This is a genomic window from Pseudarthrobacter sp. R1, from assembly GCF_024494415.1.
Taxonomy (GTDB): Bacteria; Actinomycetota; Actinomycetes; order Actinomycetales; family Micrococcaceae; genus Arthrobacter.
On sequence record NZ_JAMKFI010000008.1, the window covers coordinates 966,801 to 985,727 of the forward strand.

An 18,927-nucleotide genomic window follows, 5' to 3' on the forward strand; every position below is an offset into this window, starting at 1 on the left:
TGTCGTTTTGAACGGTCACAACGACACCTGGCGCTACTCACTTGGGATGTCCGTGCCGTCGAATAGGGTTGGGTCATGTTCAAGCAGAGGGTAGTGTTCGTGCACGGCGCCGGCAGCTTCGGCTCCGCTGCATGGCCGCGCCAGCACGGTATGGCGCTGTCCTATGACGCACTGTTCCTGCGCCGGCACGGGTACCATCCTGTGGCTGAACCCGTTGAATCTTCCTTCGACGAAGACGCCGCCATTGTGTTGCGGTCCCTTGCCGACGACGGCAGGGGCGCCGCGGGCGGACACGTTGTGGCGCACTCCCAGGGAGCCATCGCAGCGATGATGGCCGCCGTCGAGCGTCCCGACCTTGTCTTTTCGTTGACGCTGGTGGAGCCGGCCTGCCTCTCTCTTACCGCGGAGCTGCCGGCTACGGCGGCGCATATCGGGCTGATGCAGCCCTTGTTCGACGTCCGGCACCAGTTGAGCGACGAGGATTTCCAGCGCGAGTTCGTCCGGCGGATCTACGCCACGGACCTGCAGCAGCCGGCCACAGCGGAGGAGAAGCGGTCCGCCAGGAGGCTGCGGCTGCAGGCTCCCTCCTGGGAGGCGCCGCTGCACATTGTTCCCGGCGTTCCCACCCTTGTCCTCACCGGGGGATGGGAACCGCTCTACGAGGAGATTGCCCGCTACCTGCGTGAGACCGGCGCCCTGCACCGCACGGCGTCGGGAGGGCACCGGCCCCATGACTCCCCGGAAGGTGACCGCATCATCCGCTCGTTCATCAGCGAGGTCAGCAGGAGCCAGCCTGCCAGGGCTTCCTGAATCCTGCCGGGGGCAGCCTCCCCGTCCGGCAGGCCCCCAATAGCCTGCCGGACGGAAAATGTGGAGCAGTTACGGGCGGCCGTCTACCGGAACGGCCAGTTCCGGGAGATAGACCTTGCCGCCCGCTGCAAGGAATTCCTCGCTTTTCGCCCGCATTCCGGCTGCCATGTCCGCCACCGCCGCCTGCGACTCCGCTGACCCGTATTCGTCCCGGATGTCCTGGCTGATCCGCATGGAACAGAACTTGGGACCGCACATGGAACAGAAATGTGCTGTCTTGGCAGGTTCCGCGGGGAGGGTTTCGTCGTGGAATGCCTCGGCGGTCACCGGGTCCAGGGACAACGCGAACTGGTCCCGCCAGCGGAACTCGAAGCGTGCCTTGGACAGCGCGTCATCACGTTCCTGCGCTCCCGGGTGGCCCTTGGCGAGGTCTGCGGCGTGCGCTGCGATCTTGTACGTGATCACCCCTGTTTTGACGTCGTCCTTGTTGGGCAGGCCCAGGTGTTCCTTCGGGGTGACGTAGCACAGCATTGCGGTGCCGTAGCGGGCGATTTCCGTGGCGCCAATGGCCGAGGTGATGTGGTCGTACCCGGGTGCCACGTCGGTAACAAGCGGGCCCAGAGTGTAGAAGGGCGCACCCTTGCACAGCTCCTGCTGGCGTTCGACGTTCTCCCGGACCAGGTGGAACGGAATGTGGCCGGGGCCCTCCACCATCACCTGCACGTCGTATTCCCAGGCACGCCGCGTCAGTTCAGCGAGTGTGTCCAGTTCGGCGAATTGCGCTGCATCGTTGGCATCGGCCGTCGCCCCCGGCCGCAGGCCGTCGCCCAATGAAAACGCGACGTCGTACCGTGCGAAGATTTCGCAGAGCTCGTCGAAGTGCGTGTAGAGGAAGTTTTCCCGGTGATGGGCAAGGCACCAGCCGGCCATGATTGATCCGCCGCGGGACACGATACCGGTCACCCGTTTGGCGGTCAGGGGAACGTACCGGAGCAGGACGCCGGCGTGGATGGTCATGTAGTCCACGCCCTGTTCGCACTGTTCAATGACGGTGTCGCGGAAGATCTCCCAGGTCAGCGCGTTCGCTTCGCCGTTGACCTTCTCCAGGGCCTGGTAGATGGGGACGGTGCCGATCGGAACCGGCGAGTTGCGGATGATCCATTCCCTGGTGGTGTGGATGTCGTCGCCGGTGGAAAGGTCCATCACGGTGTCTGCGCCCCACTGTGTGGCCCACTGCTGCTTGTCCACTTCTTCGGCGATGGAACTGGTGACCGCCGAGTTGCCGATGTTGGCGTTGATCTTTACCAGGAAAGCCTTGCCGATGATCATGGGTTCCGACTCGGGATGATTGATGTTGTTCGGAATGATCGCCCGGCCGGCTGCCACTTCGCTGCGCACCAGTTCCACGTCGCAGTTCTCCCGCAGTGCCACGAAGCGCATTTCGGGGGTGATGACGCCCTGCCGCGCGTAGTGCATTTGCGTCACCGTCCGGCCTCCGACGGCGCGGCGGGGCACCGGGCGGGGGCCCTTCCACTCCGCGCTGGCGGCACCGCGGCGGACAGCCGAGCGGCCGTCGTCGAGCAGGTTCCGTCCACGGCCGCCATAGGTTTCCGTGTCGCCGCGCGCTTCTATCCATGCGGAGCGGAAAGGGTTGAGGCCGCAGACGGGGTCGCTCCCGGGGCCGGCAGTGCGGTAGATGCGAAACGGGCCGTTGGAATCGCCGTTGGGTGAAGGTGCCAGGGCTATCTCCGTAACGGGCACCTGTATCCCGGCTGCTTCATCGCGGACAAAGGCCAGGGATTGGGACTTCAGCGACTGCGTGACAGAAGCCTGGTCCTGGCCGCCTTCCGCCCCGCTTGACGGAATGTGGGCAGGATTCAACGGTGTAAATGGTGTACTCAAGGATTACTCACTTCCTTCGCCGGCATTACCCGGACAGGTTCAACGGTCGCAGGCTGCGTCAGCCCGATCTCAGCCCCTGCAGGGGCACCCGTGTGGTCAGGAAGAAAGCTACCACAGCCTTTCGGGAGGGGCTTGTCACATGGCCGGTGCTAGCCTGACTGGCGGGAAAAGGAGTCCAATGCCGGAGATCATCGAATTCAGCGGCCCGGTGCTTGCCGGGCCGGACAGCGAGCGTCGTGGCCTATGGTCCGTTGACGGGCTGTTGACCTTTACGCGCCCGCAGCAGGTGCCGGACCGGGTGCTGGAAGGCTGGGTCCTGCCGGGGTTCGTGGATGCCCACTGCCACATCGGGCTCGGGCCCGGTGGCGCAGTGGAGGCAGCAGTTGCGGAAGAACAGGCCAGCACCGACCTGAACGCTGGAACACTGCTGGCGCGGGACGCAGGTTCCCCTGCAGATACGCGGTTCCTTCAGGGCAGCCGGAACGCCCCCGTACTCATCCGCGCCGGCAGGCATGTTGCCCGGACCCGGCGGTATCTGCGGGGCTTCGCCGAGGAAGTTGAACCGGACGGCCTGGTGGAAGCTGTCCGGAAGCAGGCCCGCGACGGTGACGGCTGGGTCAAGCTCGTCGGGGACTGGATCGACCGCGGCGCCGGTGACCTGGCACCGTCGTTTCCCGCCGCCGCCGTCGGGGACGCCGTGCAGGCGGTGCACGACGAAGGCGCCCGGATCACCGCCCACTGCTTTGGCGAAGAGACCCTCGACCAGATGCTGGACGCGGGGATCGACTGCATCGAACATGCCACCGGGCTCCTGCCACGGCACTTCCCCAGGTTCGTCGAGCAGGGCGTTCCCATCGTGCCCACCCTCATCAACATCGCCACGTTTCCGGACATCGCCGCCCAGGCAGAGCCGAAGTTCCCCCGGTACGCGGCCCACATGCGGGCACTGTGGGAGCGCCGCGCGGAACGGGTGCTGGAGGCGTACGAAGCAGGGGTGCAGATCTATGCCGGCACCGATGCCGGGAGCGTCATCCGGCACGGCAGGATCGCCGATGAGATCCTTGCCCTTCACCACGCAGGCCTGCCAATGGCCGCTGCCCTCGACGCTGCCTGTTGGGCCGCGAGGAGGTGGCTGGGTGCCGAGGGACTCCAGGAGGGTGCCCGCGCCGACGTCGTGCTGTGCCGGGAGGACCCGCGGCAGGCTCCGGCAACTGTCGGCGAACTGGCACACGTTGTGCTGGGAGGGCGCGTCATCCGTTGAACCGCGGTGACCTGATTTTGAAGACACTTGGAATAAATTGAAGCTTCAAGTAATTTTAATAGTCATAGGCCCGTAACCCGAAGGGCCCAAGCACCGGGAGCTACTAATGACTGCAGAAGCCGCCAGCCAGGATCTTCTTCCTGCCGACCTCGCCATGGGCACCGTGATGCTCAAGGTGGGCGACATGAAGGTGATGACGGATTACTACCAGCGTGCCCTCGGTCTTGAGGTTGTCGCCGAGCAGGACGGCGGGCTCTACCTCGGCCGGCTGCAAAAACCGCTCGTGCACCTCGCGCCCGCTCCGGGCCTGAACCTCCCGGGCAGGGGAGAAGCCGGCCTCTTCCACACCGCGCTGCTGTTCGAGAACCAGGCGGACCTCGCCGCCACCGTCGCCACCGCGGCCCGGTTTGAACCCCGCTCCTTCACGGGCAGCGCGGACCACCTCGTCAGCGAGGCCTTCTACTTCACTGATCCTGAAGGCAACGGCATCGAGCTCTATTGGGACCGGCCCCGCAGCAACTGGTCCTGGAACGGCACCGACGTGGTGATGGACAGCCTGGCCCTGCCACCGCAGCGGTACCTCGAGCAGCACCTCACCGAAGAGTCCCTTCAGCGCCAGCGCGGGAGTGTGGCGGGAGTGGGCCACGTCCACCTCCAGGTGGGGGACGTCCAGTCGGCCCGCGACTTCTATGTGGGAATCCTTGGGTTTGAAAAGACTGCAGGCTGGCACGGGCAGGCCCTGTTCGTCTCGGCCGGCGGCTACCACCACCACATGGCCATGAATGTCTGGAACAGCCGCGGCGCCGGTCCCCGCAAGGACACGCTCGGCCTCGGCGAGGTGCTCATCGAGGTGCCGTCCGGAGACGACGTCGGGGCGCTCGCGGACCGGCTGAGGGTCGCCGGCCTGCCGGCGCACCACACCGGGGCGGAACTGCGGTTTGAGGATCCGTGGCGCAACCGGATCCGCGTAGCGGTCCGCTGACCCGGGCGTTCCCGTACTAGGCTGAACCCGAACGGCCGGGCGGCAGGCATTGCTCCCGGCCGGCACCACCGTCAAACGGAAGAAGGGTACTTCCCATGGGCTTCACCGAGATCTTTGTTGCCACCCACGACGCCGCACTCAAGCGCGCCGGCGTCCTGGACGAAGGCGGCAGTGCACCCGCCGGCCAGGCTGTCCGGATCGCGGGGATCAGTGATTTCGAAGTTGAACAGCTCGGAGACCTCGCCGGAACTGCCGTGCACGCCGGCGGTGCCGACTATGAACTGACCATGGTGGACGTATCCAGCGATTCGCTGCTGGCCGTCCCGCCGGCCATGGTCCGTGCCCTGGCGGACCTGCTCTCGTACGAAACCGAAGGCGAAGGCAACATCCTGGACGACGTTGCCGGGCAGTGGGCAGCCCAGGACGACATGCCCTTCGATGCCGACCGCGCGCGGACCTACGTGCAGCAGTTGGCTGAACTGGCCAACAGCGTGGACGATTCGGAACGGACGGGGCTCTACGTCTGGTCCGCCTGAGCGGCCCGCCCCCGGGCCATCTTCCGGCCGCCGCTGTGTCAAGTCGAAATCCCGGCGCTGATCTGGCACAATAAACAGGTACTCGATCTGCGTGGCCCCTCTCTCCGCGTCCGGATCCTGTCCTTCGAACCCGCAAGTACGGCCCGCCCCACGGGTGCAGAACGCCGGGTTCACCCCTTTTCTGAAACAGGAGTGACCACAAAAGTGGCCGTAAAGATTCGCCTTAAGCGCTTTGGCAAAATGCGCGCACCGTACTACCGCATCGTCGTTGCAGACTCACGCACCAAGCGTGACGGCCGCGCCATCGAGGAGATCGGCAAGTACCACCCCACCGAAGAGCCCTCATACATCGAGGTCAACTCCGAGCGTGCCCAGTACTGGCTGTCCGTCGGCGCCCAGCCGTCCGAGCAGGTTGCCGCGATCCTGAAGATCACCGGTGACTGGCAGAAGTTCAAGGGCCTCCCGGGCCAGGAAGGCACCCTGAGGACCAAGGCCCAGAAGGAAGCCTTCGTTGCCCCGGAAAAGGGTTCCGTGATCATCCCGGAAGCCATCACCAAGAAGGCATCCAAGTCTGACGCAGCCGAGGCACCGGCCGAAGCAGAGACCACCGAGGCTGAGTAAATTGCTGGCAGAAGCGCTGGAACACCTGGTCCGGGGAATCGTCGATTCCCCGGATGACGTCAAGGTCAGCTCGAAGAGCAACCGCCGCGGGGACACCCTCGAGGTGCGGGTCCACCAGGACGACCTTGGACGGGTGATTGGCCGCCAGGGCCGCACGGCACGCGCGCTGCGCACCGTTGTGGCAGCCCTGGCCGGCGGCGAACCGGTAAGGGTCGACGTCGTCGACACCGACCGCCGCCGCTGAGCGCTCAGCAACATCAGTTTTTTGCTCCGGCCCCTCCACCAATGGTGGAGGGGCCGGAGTGCTTTCAGCAGAACACCGCCAACCACATCCAAGACAGAGGAACACATGCAGCTCCAGGTGGCACGAATCGGCAAACCCCACGGCATCCGCGGGGAAGTTACGGTCCAGGTCCTGACCGACGCCCCTGAGGACCGGTTTGTGCCGGGCACCGAATTTGTGGTTGAACCGGCATCTTCCGGCCCGCTGACTGTCAACAGCGCCCGCTGGAACAAGGACATCCTCCTGCTGGGCTTCGACGGGATTGAAACCCGCAATGACGCGGAAACCCTCCGCGGCGCCAAGCTCTTTATTGAAACCGAAGAGCTGGACGAGGACGACGACGAAGGCTGGTACGAGCACGAGCTGGTTGGCCTGGAAGCACGGGTCGGTTCCCGCGTAGTCGGGAAGGTCGCCGCGCTCAACACCATGCCCGTGCAGGACCTGCTGCTGGTCAAAACCCCGGAGGGGGAAGAGATCCTCATTCCCTTCGTCGAGCAGATCGTGCCCGAGGTCAACGTTGAGGAAGGCTTCATCCTCCTCACCCCGCCGGACGGCCTGTTCGAGCTCAACTCGGACCAGGACGGCGCCCCGGAAACTGAAGGCAAAGCGTAAATGCGGATCGACGTCGTCAGCATCTTCCCGGAGTACCTGGCGCCGCTGGAACTGTCGCTGATCGGCAAGGCCCGCCAGGACGGGATCCTGGACCTGCGCGTCCACGACCTCCGCACCTTCACCACCGACAAGCACCGCACAGTGGATGACACGCCCTACGGCGGCGGCGCCGGAATGGTGATGAAGCCTGAGCCGTGGGCGCAGGCGCTCTCATCCATCGCTGACGACCGTTCGGAAGATGCAGGCAGGCCGGTCCTGATCGTTCCATCGCCGGCGGGGGAGCGCTTCACCCAGGCCCTCGCCTACGAGTTGGCGGAACAGGAGCACCTCGCGTTCGCCTGCGGACGTTACGAGGGCATCGATGAGCGGGTCATCGAGTGGGCCCGCGAGCACTTCATCGTCCGCCCCGTGAGCCTGGGCGACTACGTCCTGAACGGTGGGGAAGTCGCCGTCCTGGCCATGGTCGAGGCCATCGGCCGGCTCCTGCCCGGCGTCGTGGGCAACCCCGAGTCGCTGGTGGAGGAGTCCCATTCCGACGGGCTGCTGGAGTACCCCGTCTACACCAAGCCTTCCGTCTGGCGGGAGCGTGAGGTGCCGGCGGTGCTGCTCAGCGGCAACCATGGAAAAATTGCGCAGTGGCGCCGCAGCGAACAATTCCGCCGGACGGCGGAGCGCCGCCCGGACCTGCTCGCAACGTTCGACGCCGGGAAGCTGCCCCGTGCCGAGCGCGCCGGCCTGCAGGAGCTGGGCTACGACGTCGTCGACGGCCGGCTGCTGCGCCGCCCGGACGCGCCGGGGGAACAGCCGCACTGACCGGCCGCTTGGGCCGTGGCAATCGTGGCTAATTGGCTGTACGTGCCCGTCTGTGGCAAAATTAGTCCTTGTGTCTGCTAGGTCCGCACCTGCCACAGGGGGAGCGCAACCAACAGCTAAGACAACCGGCCTCTTCAATCAGTGAAAGAGGACGGACACTTACCTTTCGGCAGAAATTTCCGGTAGCGCGGCAAGCGTCCGGGCTTGGCTGCCGTGACCCAAAGTGAATGACCTGTGGCGTTCACCAGGAGTGCAATCATGCATATTCTCGATTCCGTAGATGCAGCTTCGCTGCGCACCGATGTTCCCGAGTTCCGCGCGGGTGACACCCTCAAGGTTCACGTGAACATCATCGAAGGCAAGAACACCCGTGTCCAGGTTTTCCAGGGTTTCGTCCTGGGCCGCCAGGGCGACGGCATCCGCGAGACCTTCACGGTCCGCAAGGTCTCCTTCGGCGTCGGCGTGGAGCGTACCTTCCCGGTGCACTCCCCGATCATCGAAAAGATCGAGCTCGTCACCAAGGGTGACGTGCGCCGCGCCAAGCTTTACTACATGCGTGCACTGCGCGGTAAGGCTGCCAAGATCAAGGAAAAGCGCGACTTCAGCACCGCCAAGTAAGTCCTTTACAGACCTACAAAGGCAGGGCCGCAGCCGTATCCGGCCAGCGCCGGAGCCATGCACCAGCGCCCAGGATACGGACTTATGGACCAGACAAAACGCCAGCCCGGAAAAACGGGCTGGCGTTTTGTGTTCCTTGCCTTTGTCCTCGCCATTGCAGTGAGCGGGTTGGTCCGGTCGCTGTGGCTGGATGTCTACTTCATTCCGTCCGAGTCCATGGAACCGGTCCTCGAGGGCGGGGACCGCATCCTGGTGTCCCGGACGGATTTCCGGACCGAACCCATCCGGCGGGGCGACATCGTGGTCTTCGACGGCCGGGGAACCTTCGCGCCGCTGAACAGCGGCAAGGGCCCCGTGGTGGACGCAGCGTCCGCCCTAACCCAATGGCTTGGCCTCACCGGCAGTGACACCACGTATGTAAAACGGGTCATAGGCTTACCGGGGGACACTGTGGCCTGCTGCGGTGCCGACGGCAGGATCACCGTGAACGGGCAGCCACTGGACGAGCCATACGTTTTTCCCGGTGACGCCCCCAGTACCCAGAAGTTCACCGCAAAGGTGCCGGAGGGGCGGTTATGGCTGCTGGGTGACCACCGGTCCTTGTCTGCCGATTCCCGCAGCCTGCTGGGTGCGCCCGGCGGGGGAATGGTGCCGGTGGACCGTGTTGTCGGCAGGCCGGTCCACATCATCTGGCCGCTTGATAGATTTGCTGAAGTACCTCGGCCGCCAGCGGCAGGACCCTTAACAGAGAACGGACAGTAAATGCCCGAGAACCACGCGCGGACACCCGAACCGCGTCCCGACGGCGCTTCGGACTCCCGGGCCGACGCCGCGGGTTCGGCAGCACCTGCTCCCGCATCCGCGGGCAGCCGTGCCGCTGCAAAGGCCAGCCAGAGCTCCGGCGGGAGCCAAGTGCTTTCCTGGCTGAAGGAGATCGCCACGGTGGTGGTGATCGCCGTCGTGCTTTCCTTCCTCATCAAGACCTTCCTGTTCCGCGCGTTCTTTATTCCCTCCGAGTCCATGGTCAGCACCCTGGACATCGATGACAGGATCTTTGTTAATCTCCTGGTGCCCGAACCCTTCTCGCTGAGCCGCGGCGACGTGGTGGTCTTCCGCGACACCAAGGGTTGGCTGCCGCCTGCCGAGGAAAAACCCGAAGGACCATTCAGCTGGGTCCAGGACGGCCTGACCTTTGTTGGCCTTCTGCCGGACAACTCGCAGCAGCACCTGGTCAAGAGGGTCATCGGTCTGCCGGGGGACCGTGTGGTCTGCTGTGATGATGGCGGTAAACTGACCATCAACGGGAAGGCCATCAACGAAAGCTACGTCAACCCGGCTGAGACCCCGCAGATACGCAACTTCGATGTGACTGTCCCCGAAGGCAAGGTCTGGGTGATGGGCGATAACCGGAACTATTCCGCTGACTCCAGGGCGCACATGGATTCCGACGGCGGGTTCATCGACATCGCCGACCTCGAGGGCAAAGCCGCGGTCATCGCCTGGCCGCTGAGCCGCATCACCACCCTTGGCAACTATCCGGACGTGTTCCGGAGCGTACCGGCGGCTCCCTGACCATGTCATCCGCAGTTCATGCCAGCCCGGCAAAGGCCGGCACTGTGAAGGCGAGCCCGGCGCAGACCGGCTCCGGAAAAGCCGGCCCGGCGAAGGCCGGCGCCGCAAAGGGACGCGCCGGTTCCACAAAGGTGCCAGCCCGCCCGGCGAAGGCGCCCACCTTGAGGCACGAACGGACCTTCAAGGCCCAGGGCGCACGCCTCGTGGCCGGTGTCGACGAGGTGGGACGTGGCGCCCTTGCCGGTCCTGTAAGCGTCGGCATCGCCGTTGTGGACCTGGAGCGCCAGAAGCCCCTTGCCGGGGTGAAGGACAGTAAGCTGCTGAGCCCTGCGGAACGGGAACGGCTTGATCCACTGGTCCGTAGGTGGAGCGTTGCGTCCGCGGTGGGCCACGCGTCGGCGCAGGAAATTGATTCGCTCGGCATCATCGCTGCACTGCGCCTTGCCGGAACCCGGGCCTGGCAGGACATTCTCGCCGCGGGAGTCACTCCCGACCTCGTGCTCCTGGACGGCAGCCACAACTGGCTTTCGCCCGCAGGCCAGCTGTCGCTTTTCGACGAGCCGGTGCTCGAAGCGGGTTGCGACGCCCCGGTGCACACCAAGATCAAGGCAGACATGCAGTGCCTGAGCGTTGCTGCCGCCAGCGTCATCGCGAAGGTGGAGCGGGACAAGATGATGCGGCAGCTGCATGGTGAGTACCCGGACTTCGGATGGGACATCAACAAGGGCTACGCCACCGCGCTGCACCGTGATGTGCTCCGCGCGGCAGGGCCTACGCCCTACCACCGCGTCAGCTGGCGTCTCCTCGGCGGGGAACTGCTGGACGTCGGGCTGTCCGGCGGGGACGAATCCGCCGAGGACGAAGCCGGCATCGAAGACTGACTCCGGCCGGGCGCGGGCGCCAGCGGCGCCGGACATGGTGCAAGATGGAATCATGAGTGCTGAGGATCTTGAAAACTATGAGACCGACATGGAGCTGCAGCTCTATCGTGAATACCGCGACGTCGTCGGACTGTTCAGCTACGTTGTCGAGACCGAACGGCGCTTCTACCTGGCCAACCACGTAGACCTGCAGGCCCGCAGCGCGGACGGCGAGGTCTACTTCGACCTGACGCTGCAGGACGCCTGGGTCTGGGACGTCTACCGATCGGCCCGGTTCGTCAAAAGCGTCCGTGTCCTGACGTTTAAGGACGTCAACGTGGAAGAACTGCCGCGCAACGAGGAACTGGCCATGCCCAAGGACGTTGACCTGGGCCAGTAGCTCCCGGCAGGCCGCCGGATTCTCCGGCGGACTCTTCCTGCACAACCGACTTCTCCTTCACAGGGGCCATTGGTCCACATACGCGATGAGCTCCCTTACCTCCGCAACCACGCTGCCACAGGCTGGTTGCGGAGGTAAAAAATGAGATCAAAAGACCTGTTGGGCCGGCACGGAGAGGACCTCGCCGTCGGCTTCCTTGAGTCCCTGGGCATGCTCGTTGTCGAGCGCAACTGGCGCTGCGCCGAAGGCGAAATCGACATTGTGGCCCTCGACGGCGACACCCTGGTTATTGCCGAAGTAAAGACCCGCCGTTCCCTTGATTACGGCCACCCCTTCGAAGCGGTGGGCCCGGAGAAACTCGCCCGCCTGCACCGGCTCGGCTCCGCGTGGTGCCGCGACCGGGAGTTGCGGATGCCGCTGCGGCGGGTGGACGTGATCGCCGTCGTGGACGACGGCGGCGGCGAACCCCTGGTGGAGCACCTCAAGGGGGTGGGATGAGTGGCCCTTGGAAGAACCTACTCCATCGCCTTGGTGGGCCTGAACGGCTACATCGTGGAGGTTGAGGCCGACATCGGCCAGACCCTGCCCGCATTTGTGCTCCTCGGACTGCCGGACGCCTCCTTGAATGAAGCCAAGGAACGCATCCGGTCTGCCGCGAAGAATTCCGGAATCCCGCTCAGCCGCCGGAAGATCACCGCAAACCTTATTCCTGCCTCTCTGCCCAAGCGCGGTTCAGGCTTCGACCTGGCAGTCACCATGGCCGTCCTCCGCGCCGCAAACGACATCAAACCCACCGGCAATACGGTCTTCATCGCCGAACTGGGGCTGGACGGCAGGCTGCGCCCGGTCCGGGGCATCCTCCCGGCCGTTATGGCGTCTGTACAGGCCGGCTATCCGGACATCGTCGTGGCGCAGGCGAACCTGGCAGAAGCGACGCTGGTGCCCGGCGCGAACGTCAAGGGATACCGCACCCTTGCCCGGCTCGCTTTGGACTCGGGGGCGGACCCGCAGGAACTGGCGCTGGACTTCGAACCGGAGGACCCTGAACACCCGTGCGATGGCCCGGAGGACACAGGGGTCTACCCGGACATGGCGGATGTCTCCGGTCAGGGCGATGCCCGACGGGCCCTCGAAGTGGCAGCCGCCGGAGCCCACCACCTGCTCCTTACCGGCCCACCGGGTCTATGTCCTTAACCATGTATGCTGAAGCATTGGAGCAGTGGCCGGCTTACAGCCAAACCTGGGCGGTTATTCATCGCACGGATGCAGCGCCTGCCCGAGCCTGGCTCCGAGCTGCTGCCCGGGTTCGCCGTGGGCGACGTGCGAGGAGTGAACGCGGACCTCGAGCTGCAGTGAAGGCCAGAAGACCTAAGCCATCTCACCGCAGTCTCCAGTCTTCAGATGGTCCTGAACTCCATCAGCACTGGGCCTCGGCCCGACCTTCCGCACGTCTGCATCGACCCCCAGGGTCTTCGCCCCCACGTGTCAGGTTGAGTTCCGACCCACTCGTGACCTTGTCAGGAAAGAATGAAATGGACTCTGTTGTGACAGGACCCGGGTGGAGCGCCGACGTCAGGTTGGGGTGTGGCCTACTCAGACGAATTTCCGGACCTTCGCCCTCGGGGGAATCTAAACGCCCCCCCGAGACGCCGTGGTCGATGTGAAGGTATCGCCGCAGCCTCCGCGGCTGTTACAGTTCCGCTTTGGTGCCGGTCGGGGCAACTGGTGTCGGGTCGAAACTCATATGTAGGCAACAAATCATCCTTGCTGCTCCGATGTGTCATCACTAACGGTTGGTATGGCGATTCAACAAGCAGGTTTGAGACTTAGTTAGTAGAACCGCCGCCTGCGGAGTAGGTCGCTTCATGTCAGTTTCCGAAGTCGTCTGCACTAAATATCCGAAGTCCTCTGCACGGCTTTCAGTTTTCGATGTTTGGGACTCGTCTCCACTTTGCTGACCAGAAGGTCATTGGTGGCCCCGATTTTGGTAGCCGGTTGCTTCGAGACGTCGAACAGGCCGTCGTGTGTTGCCAGGAGAATCTGGTCTGCTTCATCTGTGACGGTAAGGCCGTGGATGTGGGCACTGGGCAGGCCTGAGGCAGCCGTGGATGGTGCGGTGGCGTCCGGGGCGCCGGTCGTTGAGGTGCAGGCGGAGAGGGCCAGGAGGAGAGCGGTGGTGGCGGCGACGCCGGCCGGGAGAAGGGCAAGGAGTGCAGTGGCACGGGGAACTCCAAAGGTTGGACCATGAGATGTGGGGAAGGCACCGGCCCCGGCGCCCTGCGTGAACTCGGGTTCTGCCCGTGTTGTCCTCGCCCCTCATCCAGGACTTGCTGTTTGCTGAAGCATAGCCGTGGCCAGTCGGGTGGCAGGGCCCAGCTGCTAAGCCAGCCGGTCGTCTTCTCGATGGGGCCTCTGGCCCGCGGTTAGTCGACGTCTGGTTGTCCCGAATGCCCAAGGCAGCGAATCTCGGATACCAGGTGCGGCTTCTGCCTGGAGTGCAGTGAAGCGAAGGTGGCGACCGGCTGCCGGGATGCCACACATTTTCACAAGAATAGCTCGAAGGTGTTAGACAGACGATGTCCCTGTTGGGGCGGTATCGCTCATCATCTTCTCGCACATTTTCGCCAGGCCCGGGTTGCGCTGCATCATATCTTCCATGCTGGTCCCATCGGACATCCCCTTCATCATCTGCTCGTGCATCCGACCCATATCAGGCATACCATCCGGGCCGCTTGTCGCGGTTCGCTCCTCCGCCCGGGCCGAACTTGCTGCCAGAGCCGATCCTTCGGCGGTGTAGGCGGGAGCTGCCGCGCTGGCGGCAAGAAAGCCGGCCGTTGCGAGGGTGACCATCCAAGTACGTGAGCGCATGAGCGCCTCCTTCTTTCGTCTATGAGTAGCATTTGCCTACTATGTTACATAGTAGTGTGAAGTTCCACAGGTTGCCAAGTTATGGACCTCCAGCGAAAGCCCGACGTGCCACCGTTGCCAAACCTGACGGGATGCAGCGAATATGCCCAGCTGCCGTGCCCTGGGGGACCGGTCGGACTGCGTCGTCCTTAAAGTACTGCGGCGCACGGCGGGGTTCGCCGGATGCTGCGGAACAATCCCCGGCAGGGCGGCTGCGGCCAGCATCAGCAGCAAGGGAGGAGGGTCACCCTCAGGGGCAGCATCTAAGGGCATCGTTATCCCCTGCACCCCGGGAAGCGTTCAAGTGACAGCGGCCTGTTCGTGGCGCAAATGCTTTGTGGGCCAGGTGCAGAGCATTACAGAAGGCGGCCCGCCGCTATGGCAGAGTCTGCCGGCCGCATCCGCTCAGCTACTGCCCCCTCCTGTCCCTGTTCTTGGGCAGCTCCAGCAAAAATTTTACTCGGGTTCAGCAATGGCGTCGGTGAGAAGGGCTCTGAGGGTGCTCTTTTCGGCCACGCCCAGAATCCTGGCGGCCACGCGCCCCTGCTTGTCAATGACCAGCGTGGTCGGAACTGCCTGCGGCGGAACGTACTGGCTCATGGCCAGCAGCACCGTGCCGGATTTGTCCAGCACGCTTGGATAGGTGATGCCGAAGGACCGCTCGAACGCCTCCCCGGTGGCAGCGTCATCGCGTAGGTTGACGCCCTTAAAAACCACTCCCTTGGGAGCGAATTCCTGATCAAGGGCTTCAAGCGTCGGCGCCTCGAGCCGGCAGGGCGCGCAAGCGGCATACCAGAAATTGAGTACCGCCACTTTTCCCTGCAGGTCTGCCGAGGTCAGTTGTGTGCCGTCCATCATCGGCACGTCCAGTTCAATCGGCGCTCCCCGGAGGGCGGTCGAATATTCAGTAACGGAACCGTCGCCGGCGACGTAGTTCTTGTTATCGCCCGCCGCCGCCTGCTGTGCAAGCGAGTCATTGGCCGAGGAGCAGGAGCTCAGAGCCACCCCCAACACAACCGACGCGGCAACTGTGCACACCGCCTGGTGAAGCCGGGGTCGCCCGTTCATGGAGCGCCGACGATTTGTCACGGTGACGGTCGTTCTTCCTGAGGAAGGTTTCATCATTCTTGCTGCACCCTCACATGTCGCATCTCGGCCCTGGACACCTCACTGCACAGCAGGCCAGCCATCTGCCGGGTCCATTCGGCCGGGCAGACCATCATTTCTACTAGGCGTTATAGTAGTACATGATCGGCATCCGCCCCTCCCGCTGAAGGCCGGCGCCAGATTGTCGTGGTGACACTCCAGCACAGGCAGACGCGTCTCCCGTTGGTGTCTGCTGCAGGACACCCGGAAGCGACGGCTCCGGAAATAATCCCGGGGGTCCTCTATCGCCTGCCCGGGCGGGTGGTTCCGCCGCCGCTGCAGTTCGCCGCGCGAAGTCCGGCCCCAAGAACGGCAAGGAGCAGGCGCGCCTCCCGCGGGAATTTTGCCGCCAGCCTGCCGAGCGCATCCTGCCGTGGGACGCTCGGCCTGATGGTTTGGGCCTCCCGAGGGCCCAAGGCGTCAAGCATCTGCGGCAATCCGGAAAATTCTGCCACCGTGGCCGAGCACTTGGCGCAGACGGCCAGATGCGTCTCGTATTCGCCTCGCTCCCCGGGATCGAGGGCGCCAAGGACATAGACGGCAGCCCAATGCCGGTATCTGTCGGTCTCATTCGTATTCATGCCTTGAAACCTTTCGCATAGCATGCATGCCTTCCGTTGGCATTACACCTCCGGCTGCTAAGACGCACGCGGCGCTGCCTTCGGTTCAGCTTCGCGTTTTCGGCCGCTACGAACACCGGACTTCTCCCAAAGGTGCTGAGGACCAATGCCCACGTTGGCTTTGGGGCCGGCGATGCCCAGGGATGGCGGCCGATGTAGCGGCAGGGCTGCGCTTTCCTCCTCACGGCAGGGGACGGACAGTCTTGTCTGCGCGCTTCAGGCACGCATCGGATTGGCACCGACAGGTAAGAAGGCCGGGGGAGGCTTGCGCACCGTCAGGTTGCTCTCGGCGGCCCTCCGAGGACCGTGCTCCTCAGTTGCGGTGGACGGCTGCCGAAGCCACGGGCAGCCTGGGGCCGCTACCAGCTGGCCGTTGCAGCTGCGGGATCAGCGGCGCGTACGCGGCTTGCCCGCCGGATCGGCCGGGCGGCCGCTGGATTCCGCCGTTGAGGGCGGCAGGGAATTTGACCGAAGCGCCGAAGGCTGCAGAACAGCGGCTCCGAGCGCGAGCAGCGGGACAAGGGCCGAGCCCCACAGCACCTGGCCTGCCGTGCTGTGCTGGGCCGTAGTGGAGTAGTTCCAGAATGACTGGATGTAGCTATACCAGTCATCGCCCTGCATGCCGCCGGCGATTACGGCCAGGCCCGCGGCAACGTGCACGGACACGGCCCCTGCCAGGACCCACAGAGCCCTGCTGCCTGCCTTGCGGTCACGGCACTTGAGCAGGGCCGCAGCCAGGTTCAGTCCCACGCCCAGGGCGGCGGTCATGGCTGCGAGTCTGAAAGGGTTGTTGCTCAGGGAAAGCTGCAGCACGGGAGTGAAGTAGTATCCGGCAACGAACACGGCGTATAGGGCCAGGGCCGGTACGGGCTTGGCGATCCCGAGCACGACACGGGATGTCAGGAACACTGCGGCCCATTCCCGCAGGCCGCGGCTTCCGTCTGCGCGCCGGGGGAGTGTAGCGGCGGCCAGAATTTCGGGACGGCCCAGGAGCAGCAAAACGGGGACGGCCAGCCCTATGATCATTTCAGCGAGCACGTGCATACCCGGCAGCAGCCGGCCGTAGACCGCCGGTGCGCCGCTGGTTGCCCAGGCAAGGAGTACACAGCCCAGCAGCCAAAAGAACGTCCGCGTCGGCGGCCACGGCACGGTGCCGAGGTTCCAGCGCCTGAGGGCGGCCAGGTATCCGGCGGCGAGCAGCACTGTCACCGGCGCCCAGACAACGTCGGCGTGCCACTGGCTCACCCACTCGGCTGCGCCCAGCCAGGGCGGCAGTTCGGAGCCAAGCAGCGATTCGGCAGTGCTTTTCACCGGGCTGGTGGCAAAAGGTGACGTTCGCCCCAGTGCGACCGCCAGACCTACCGTGAGGGCCATCAGCGCCAGCTCGGCTACGGCAAGGCGGACGAAGCCTGCCGTGCTCCGCGGGTTGCTTTCCAACGCCCGGATGGTGCGTGCCCGGTGCAGCCAGCCTGCGAGCCCGAGCAGGACCAGGGCGGCGGCTTTGAGGACCAGGAGGACACCGTACGCGCTGCCCAGAAGGTCCGCGCCATTCAGCCGCAGCACCGCACTCCAGAGGCCGGAGAGCAGCACCAGCACGAAGCACCATCCAGCCAGCCGGGAGTAGCGGCGGACCGTGACCACGAGGCCGCCCGTCTGATGGCGCAGGACGTACATCGCTGCCAGGCCGCCGACCCAGATCGTCGCGCCAATCAGGTGAAGGGCCAGCAGGTTGACGGCGTCCTCATGGTTGGAGGCCCCATGGGCGGTCACCGTCAGCGGGAACAGCGCGCCCAGGGCCAGCAGGGCGCATACTCCCGCCGTCGTGGTGCGTGTCGCCAGCCAGGCCCCCGAGGTAGCCGCCGCGGCCAGTACGACATTGATGGCCAGGGACCGGCCAAGTGCCAGATCGAAAATGAACGACGTGACTGCATCAAGAGAGGCACCCGGACCGAACGGGTCGGTACCGGCCATATCGGCAAAGGAAAAGGTCAGCGCCACCGTGCCGGTGACAGTCCACACACTGCCGGCGACCGCGGCAAAGAACATGGCCCGCGAAGCAGCCCGGCCAAGACTGCCGGGCCGGTCCGGGTCCTGCGGCAGCACCGTGGCCGCGAGGACAAGAAATCCGATCGTCACGGTCGCCGCCACATCATGAACGGCACGGGATGCAGGCAGTGCCCACCGGGTCAGATCCCCGGGGTCCGGAAGGCCGGGGGAGGGTGCCTCCATGGCCCCAACCAGATTCAGGACAAAGAGGGTCGTGAGGGGAACAATCAGGACCAGTGCGCCGGCAAGGGCGGCGCGGGCAAGACGGGTCACAGGCGTCCGGATCGTTGTGCCCGGTGGGCCAGCAGCCAGAACACGCCTGCCACGGCCAGCGTCACCGCGGAGAGCAGACCCACAGCCGGCCAGGGGAACGGTTCCGGGGCGTCCGGCACGCCCTGCTGCGTGGTGCCAGCCTCGGCCGCGGACGGGTTCACGGGTTCGGTGGGTTGTGTAACCGGCTGCGGCGCCGCCGATGCTGACGCCGCGGATGCGGTGACCGAGAACGTCAGCGTCCCCTCCACGGGGTGACCGTCGGCGGCCACCGTCCGGTAGGTGATTGTCCACGGCTCAGTACTGCCCTGCGGCTGACGGCCTGCGACGCCGGCGGGAACCGGGACAACGACGTTCTGCTCGGTGATCTCCGTTGCCAAGGTGGCCGGCGCGGCTGAACCGACAGCCAGGGTCACCTTCGTGAACTGGGCCTGAATGCCCTCATCGAAGACCAGGCTTACCCGCTCAGGGGCGGCGGACAGCTGCGCATCCTGGGCCGGTTCGCTGCCATCCAGATAGGTGTGCGCCGACGCCGGCCCGGCCGGAATCACCGTAGACGCCAGTCCCAGCAGGAAGGCAAGGAGAACTGTCCCCCTGCGGGCGCGCATGCGCCCTGCATCATGTGGCATAGGCAAATTTTCCCTGTCTGTCGTTCGGGTCTGGACCCT

General features: G+C 65.0%; 20 protein-coding genes, 1 pseudogene and 1 riboswitch. Of the genes and pseudogenes, 15 read left to right on the forward strand and 6 right to left on the reverse strand.

Annotation, left to right across the window (positions count from 1 at the left end):
* The first annotated feature begins 75 nt into the window (after positions 1 to 75).
* The gene (locus M8J71_RS15280; protein ID WP_256248668.1) at positions 76 to 810 is read left to right on the forward strand and encodes an alpha/beta hydrolase; all 735 of its coding nucleotides are present in this window, start codon (positions 76 to 78) and stop codon (positions 808 to 810) included.
* 69 nt (positions 811 to 879) lie between these two features.
* Here the strand turns inward: M8J71_RS15280 and thiC are convergent, their stop codons facing one another.
* On the reverse strand, positions 880 to 2,712 hold the full coding sequence (thiC, locus tag M8J71_RS15285; RefSeq protein ID WP_374114854.1) for a phosphomethylpyrimidine synthase ThiC: 1,833 nt from the start codon (positions 2,710 to 2,712) through the stop codon (positions 880 to 882).
* A riboswitch (TPP riboswitch) is annotated at positions 2,707 to 2,814 on the reverse strand. (Overlaps the previous gene by 6 nt.)
* Positions 2,815 to 2,890: 76 nt before the next feature.
* On the opposite strand from thiC, the gene M8J71_RS15290 reads away from it, so the two are divergent.
* The 14 genes and pseudogenes from M8J71_RS15290 to M8J71_RS15355 form a co-directional block, all read left to right on the forward strand.
* Entirely contained in the window at positions 2,891 to 3,973 is a 1,083-nt protein-coding gene (locus tag M8J71_RS15290; protein WP_256248669.1) for an amidohydrolase family protein, read from the forward strand.
* Between the two features lie 106 nt (positions 3,974 to 4,079).
* Positions 4,080 to 4,955 carry a VOC family protein gene (locus tag M8J71_RS15295; protein WP_256248670.1) on the forward strand — a complete coding sequence of 292 codons (876 nt, stop codon included), beginning with the start codon at positions 4,080 to 4,082 and terminating at the stop codon, positions 4,953 to 4,955.
* A 95-nt stretch (positions 4,956 to 5,050) separates the two neighbouring features.
* On the forward strand, positions 5,051 to 5,491 hold the full coding sequence (locus tag M8J71_RS15300; protein ID WP_256248671.1) for a hypothetical protein: 441 nt from the start codon (positions 5,051 to 5,053) through the stop codon (positions 5,489 to 5,491).
* Between the two features lie 204 nt (positions 5,492 to 5,695).
* Complete coding sequence (gene rpsP, locus M8J71_RS15305; protein ID WP_256248672.1) at positions 5,696 to 6,112, forward strand: 30S ribosomal protein S16; 417 nt, start codon at positions 5,696 to 5,698, stop codon at positions 6,110 to 6,112.
* Between the two features lies 1 nt (position 6,113).
* Positions 6,114 to 6,356: an RNA-binding protein gene (locus tag M8J71_RS15310; RefSeq protein WP_013601399.1), complete on the forward strand. Its 243-nt coding sequence runs from the start codon at positions 6,114 to 6,116 to the stop codon at positions 6,354 to 6,356.
* A 105-nt stretch (positions 6,357 to 6,461) separates the two neighbouring features.
* A complete protein-coding gene (gene rimM / locus M8J71_RS15315) occupies positions 6,462 to 7,007 on the forward strand; it encodes a ribosome maturation factor RimM (protein WP_256248673.1) in 546 nt (181 codons plus the stop codon).
* Complete coding sequence (gene trmD / locus M8J71_RS15320) at positions 7,008 to 7,820, forward strand: tRNA (guanosine(37)-N1)-methyltransferase TrmD (protein ID WP_256248674.1); 813 nt, start codon at positions 7,008 to 7,010, stop codon at positions 7,818 to 7,820.
* A gap of 258 nt (positions 7,821 to 8,078) precedes the next feature.
* Positions 8,079 to 8,438: a 50S ribosomal protein L19 gene (gene rplS / locus M8J71_RS15325; protein WP_163162685.1), complete on the forward strand. Its 360-nt coding sequence runs from the start codon at positions 8,079 to 8,081 to the stop codon at positions 8,436 to 8,438.
* Positions 8,439 to 8,522: 84 nt separating this feature from the next.
* The gene (gene lepB, locus M8J71_RS15330) at positions 8,523 to 9,200 is read left to right on the forward strand and encodes a signal peptidase I (protein ID WP_256248675.1); all 678 of its coding nucleotides are present in this window, start codon (positions 8,523 to 8,525) and stop codon (positions 9,198 to 9,200) included.
* On the forward strand, positions 9,201 to 10,010 hold the full coding sequence (gene lepB / locus M8J71_RS15335; protein ID WP_256248676.1) for a signal peptidase I: 810 nt from the start codon (positions 9,201 to 9,203) through the stop codon (positions 10,008 to 10,010). It begins immediately after the preceding gene.
* Between the two features lie 161 nt (positions 10,011 to 10,171).
* A complete protein-coding gene (locus M8J71_RS15340) occupies positions 10,172 to 10,891 on the forward strand; it encodes a ribonuclease HII (RefSeq protein ID WP_374114862.1) in 720 nt (239 codons plus the stop codon).
* 52 nt (positions 10,892 to 10,943) lie between these two features.
* Positions 10,944 to 11,270: a DUF2469 domain-containing protein gene (locus M8J71_RS15345; RefSeq protein WP_256248678.1), complete on the forward strand. Its 327-nt coding sequence runs from the start codon at positions 10,944 to 10,946 to the stop codon at positions 11,268 to 11,270.
* A 141-nt stretch (positions 11,271 to 11,411) separates the two neighbouring features.
* Positions 11,412 to 11,768: a YraN family protein gene (locus M8J71_RS15350; protein ID WP_256248679.1), complete on the forward strand. Its 357-nt coding sequence runs from the start codon at positions 11,412 to 11,414 to the stop codon at positions 11,766 to 11,768.
* A pseudogene (locus tag M8J71_RS15355) lies at positions 11,769 to 12,452 on the forward strand (magnesium chelatase domain-containing protein); the annotation flags it as partial. It lies immediately after the preceding gene.
* Positions 12,453 to 13,835: 1,383 nt separating this feature from the next.
* Here the strand turns inward: M8J71_RS15355 and M8J71_RS15360 are convergent.
* The 5 genes from M8J71_RS15360 to M8J71_RS15380 form a co-directional block, all read right to left on the reverse strand.
* On the reverse strand, positions 13,836 to 14,120 hold the full coding sequence (locus tag M8J71_RS15360) for a hypothetical protein (RefSeq protein WP_256248680.1): 285 nt from the start codon (positions 14,118 to 14,120) through the stop codon (positions 13,836 to 13,838).
* Between the two features lie 513 nt (positions 14,121 to 14,633).
* Positions 14,634 to 15,302, reverse strand: a complete 669-nt coding sequence (locus M8J71_RS15365; protein WP_256248681.1) for a TlpA family protein disulfide reductase — start codon at positions 15,300 to 15,302, stop codon at positions 14,634 to 14,636.
* A 263-nt stretch (positions 15,303 to 15,565) separates the two neighbouring features.
* On the reverse strand, positions 15,566 to 15,904 hold the full coding sequence (locus tag M8J71_RS15370; protein ID WP_256248682.1) for a zf-HC2 domain-containing protein: 339 nt from the start codon (positions 15,902 to 15,904) through the stop codon (positions 15,566 to 15,568).
* A 426-nt stretch (positions 15,905 to 16,330) separates the two neighbouring features.
* A complete protein-coding gene (locus M8J71_RS15375) occupies positions 16,331 to 18,262 on the reverse strand; it encodes a cytochrome c oxidase assembly protein (protein WP_256248683.1) in 1,932 nt (643 codons plus the stop codon).
* Positions 18,259 to 18,888: a copper resistance CopC family protein gene (locus M8J71_RS15380; protein ID WP_256248684.1), complete on the reverse strand. Its 630-nt coding sequence runs from the start codon at positions 18,886 to 18,888 to the stop codon at positions 18,259 to 18,261. The genes M8J71_RS15375 and M8J71_RS15380 overlap by 4 nt, the downstream gene beginning before the upstream one ends.
* Positions 18,889 to 18,927: the final 39 nt, after the last annotated feature.

Coding starts and splice junctions, on each gene's coding strand:
- M8J71_RS15280 (WP_256248668.1), top strand. CDS start 76: ATGTTCAAGCAGAGGGTAGTGTTCGTGCACGGCGCCGGCAGCTTCGGC.
- M8J71_RS15290 (WP_256248669.1), top strand. CDS start 2,891: ATGCCGGAGATCATCGAATTCAGCGGCCCGGTGCTTGCCGGGCCGGAC.
- M8J71_RS15295 (WP_256248670.1), top strand. CDS start 4,080: ATGACTGCAGAAGCCGCCAGCCAGGATCTTCTTCCTGCCGACCTCGCC.
- M8J71_RS15300 (WP_256248671.1), top strand. CDS start 5,051: ATGGGCTTCACCGAGATCTTTGTTGCCACCCACGACGCCGCACTCAAG.
- rimM (WP_256248673.1), top strand. CDS start 6,462: ATGCAGCTCCAGGTGGCACGAATCGGCAAACCCCACGGCATCCGCGGG.
- trmD (WP_256248674.1), top strand. CDS start 7,008: ATGCGGATCGACGTCGTCAGCATCTTCCCGGAGTACCTGGCGCCGCTG.
- rplS (WP_163162685.1), top strand. CDS start 8,079: ATGCATATTCTCGATTCCGTAGATGCAGCTTCGCTGCGCACCGATGTT.
- lepB (WP_256248675.1), top strand. CDS start 8,523: ATGGACCAGACAAAACGCCAGCCCGGAAAAACGGGCTGGCGTTTTGTG.
- lepB (WP_256248676.1), top strand. CDS start 9,201: ATGCCCGAGAACCACGCGCGGACACCCGAACCGCGTCCCGACGGCGCT.
- M8J71_RS15345 (WP_256248678.1), top strand. CDS start 10,944: ATGAGTGCTGAGGATCTTGAAAACTATGAGACCGACATGGAGCTGCAG.
- M8J71_RS15350 (WP_256248679.1), top strand. CDS start 11,412: ATGAGATCAAAAGACCTGTTGGGCCGGCACGGAGAGGACCTCGCCGTC.
- M8J71_RS15360 (WP_256248680.1), bottom strand. CDS start 14,120: ATGGTCACCCTCGCAACGGCCGGCTTTCTTGCCGCCAGCGCGGCAGCT.
- M8J71_RS15365 (WP_256248681.1), bottom strand. CDS start 15,302: ATGATGAAACCTTCCTCAGGAAGAACGACCGTCACCGTGACAAATCGT.
- M8J71_RS15370 (WP_256248682.1), bottom strand. CDS start 15,904: ATGAATACGAATGAGACCGACAGATACCGGCATTGGGCTGCCGTCTAT.
- M8J71_RS15380 (WP_256248684.1), bottom strand. CDS start 18,888: ATGCCACATGATGCAGGGCGCATGCGCGCCCGCAGGGGGACAGTTCTC.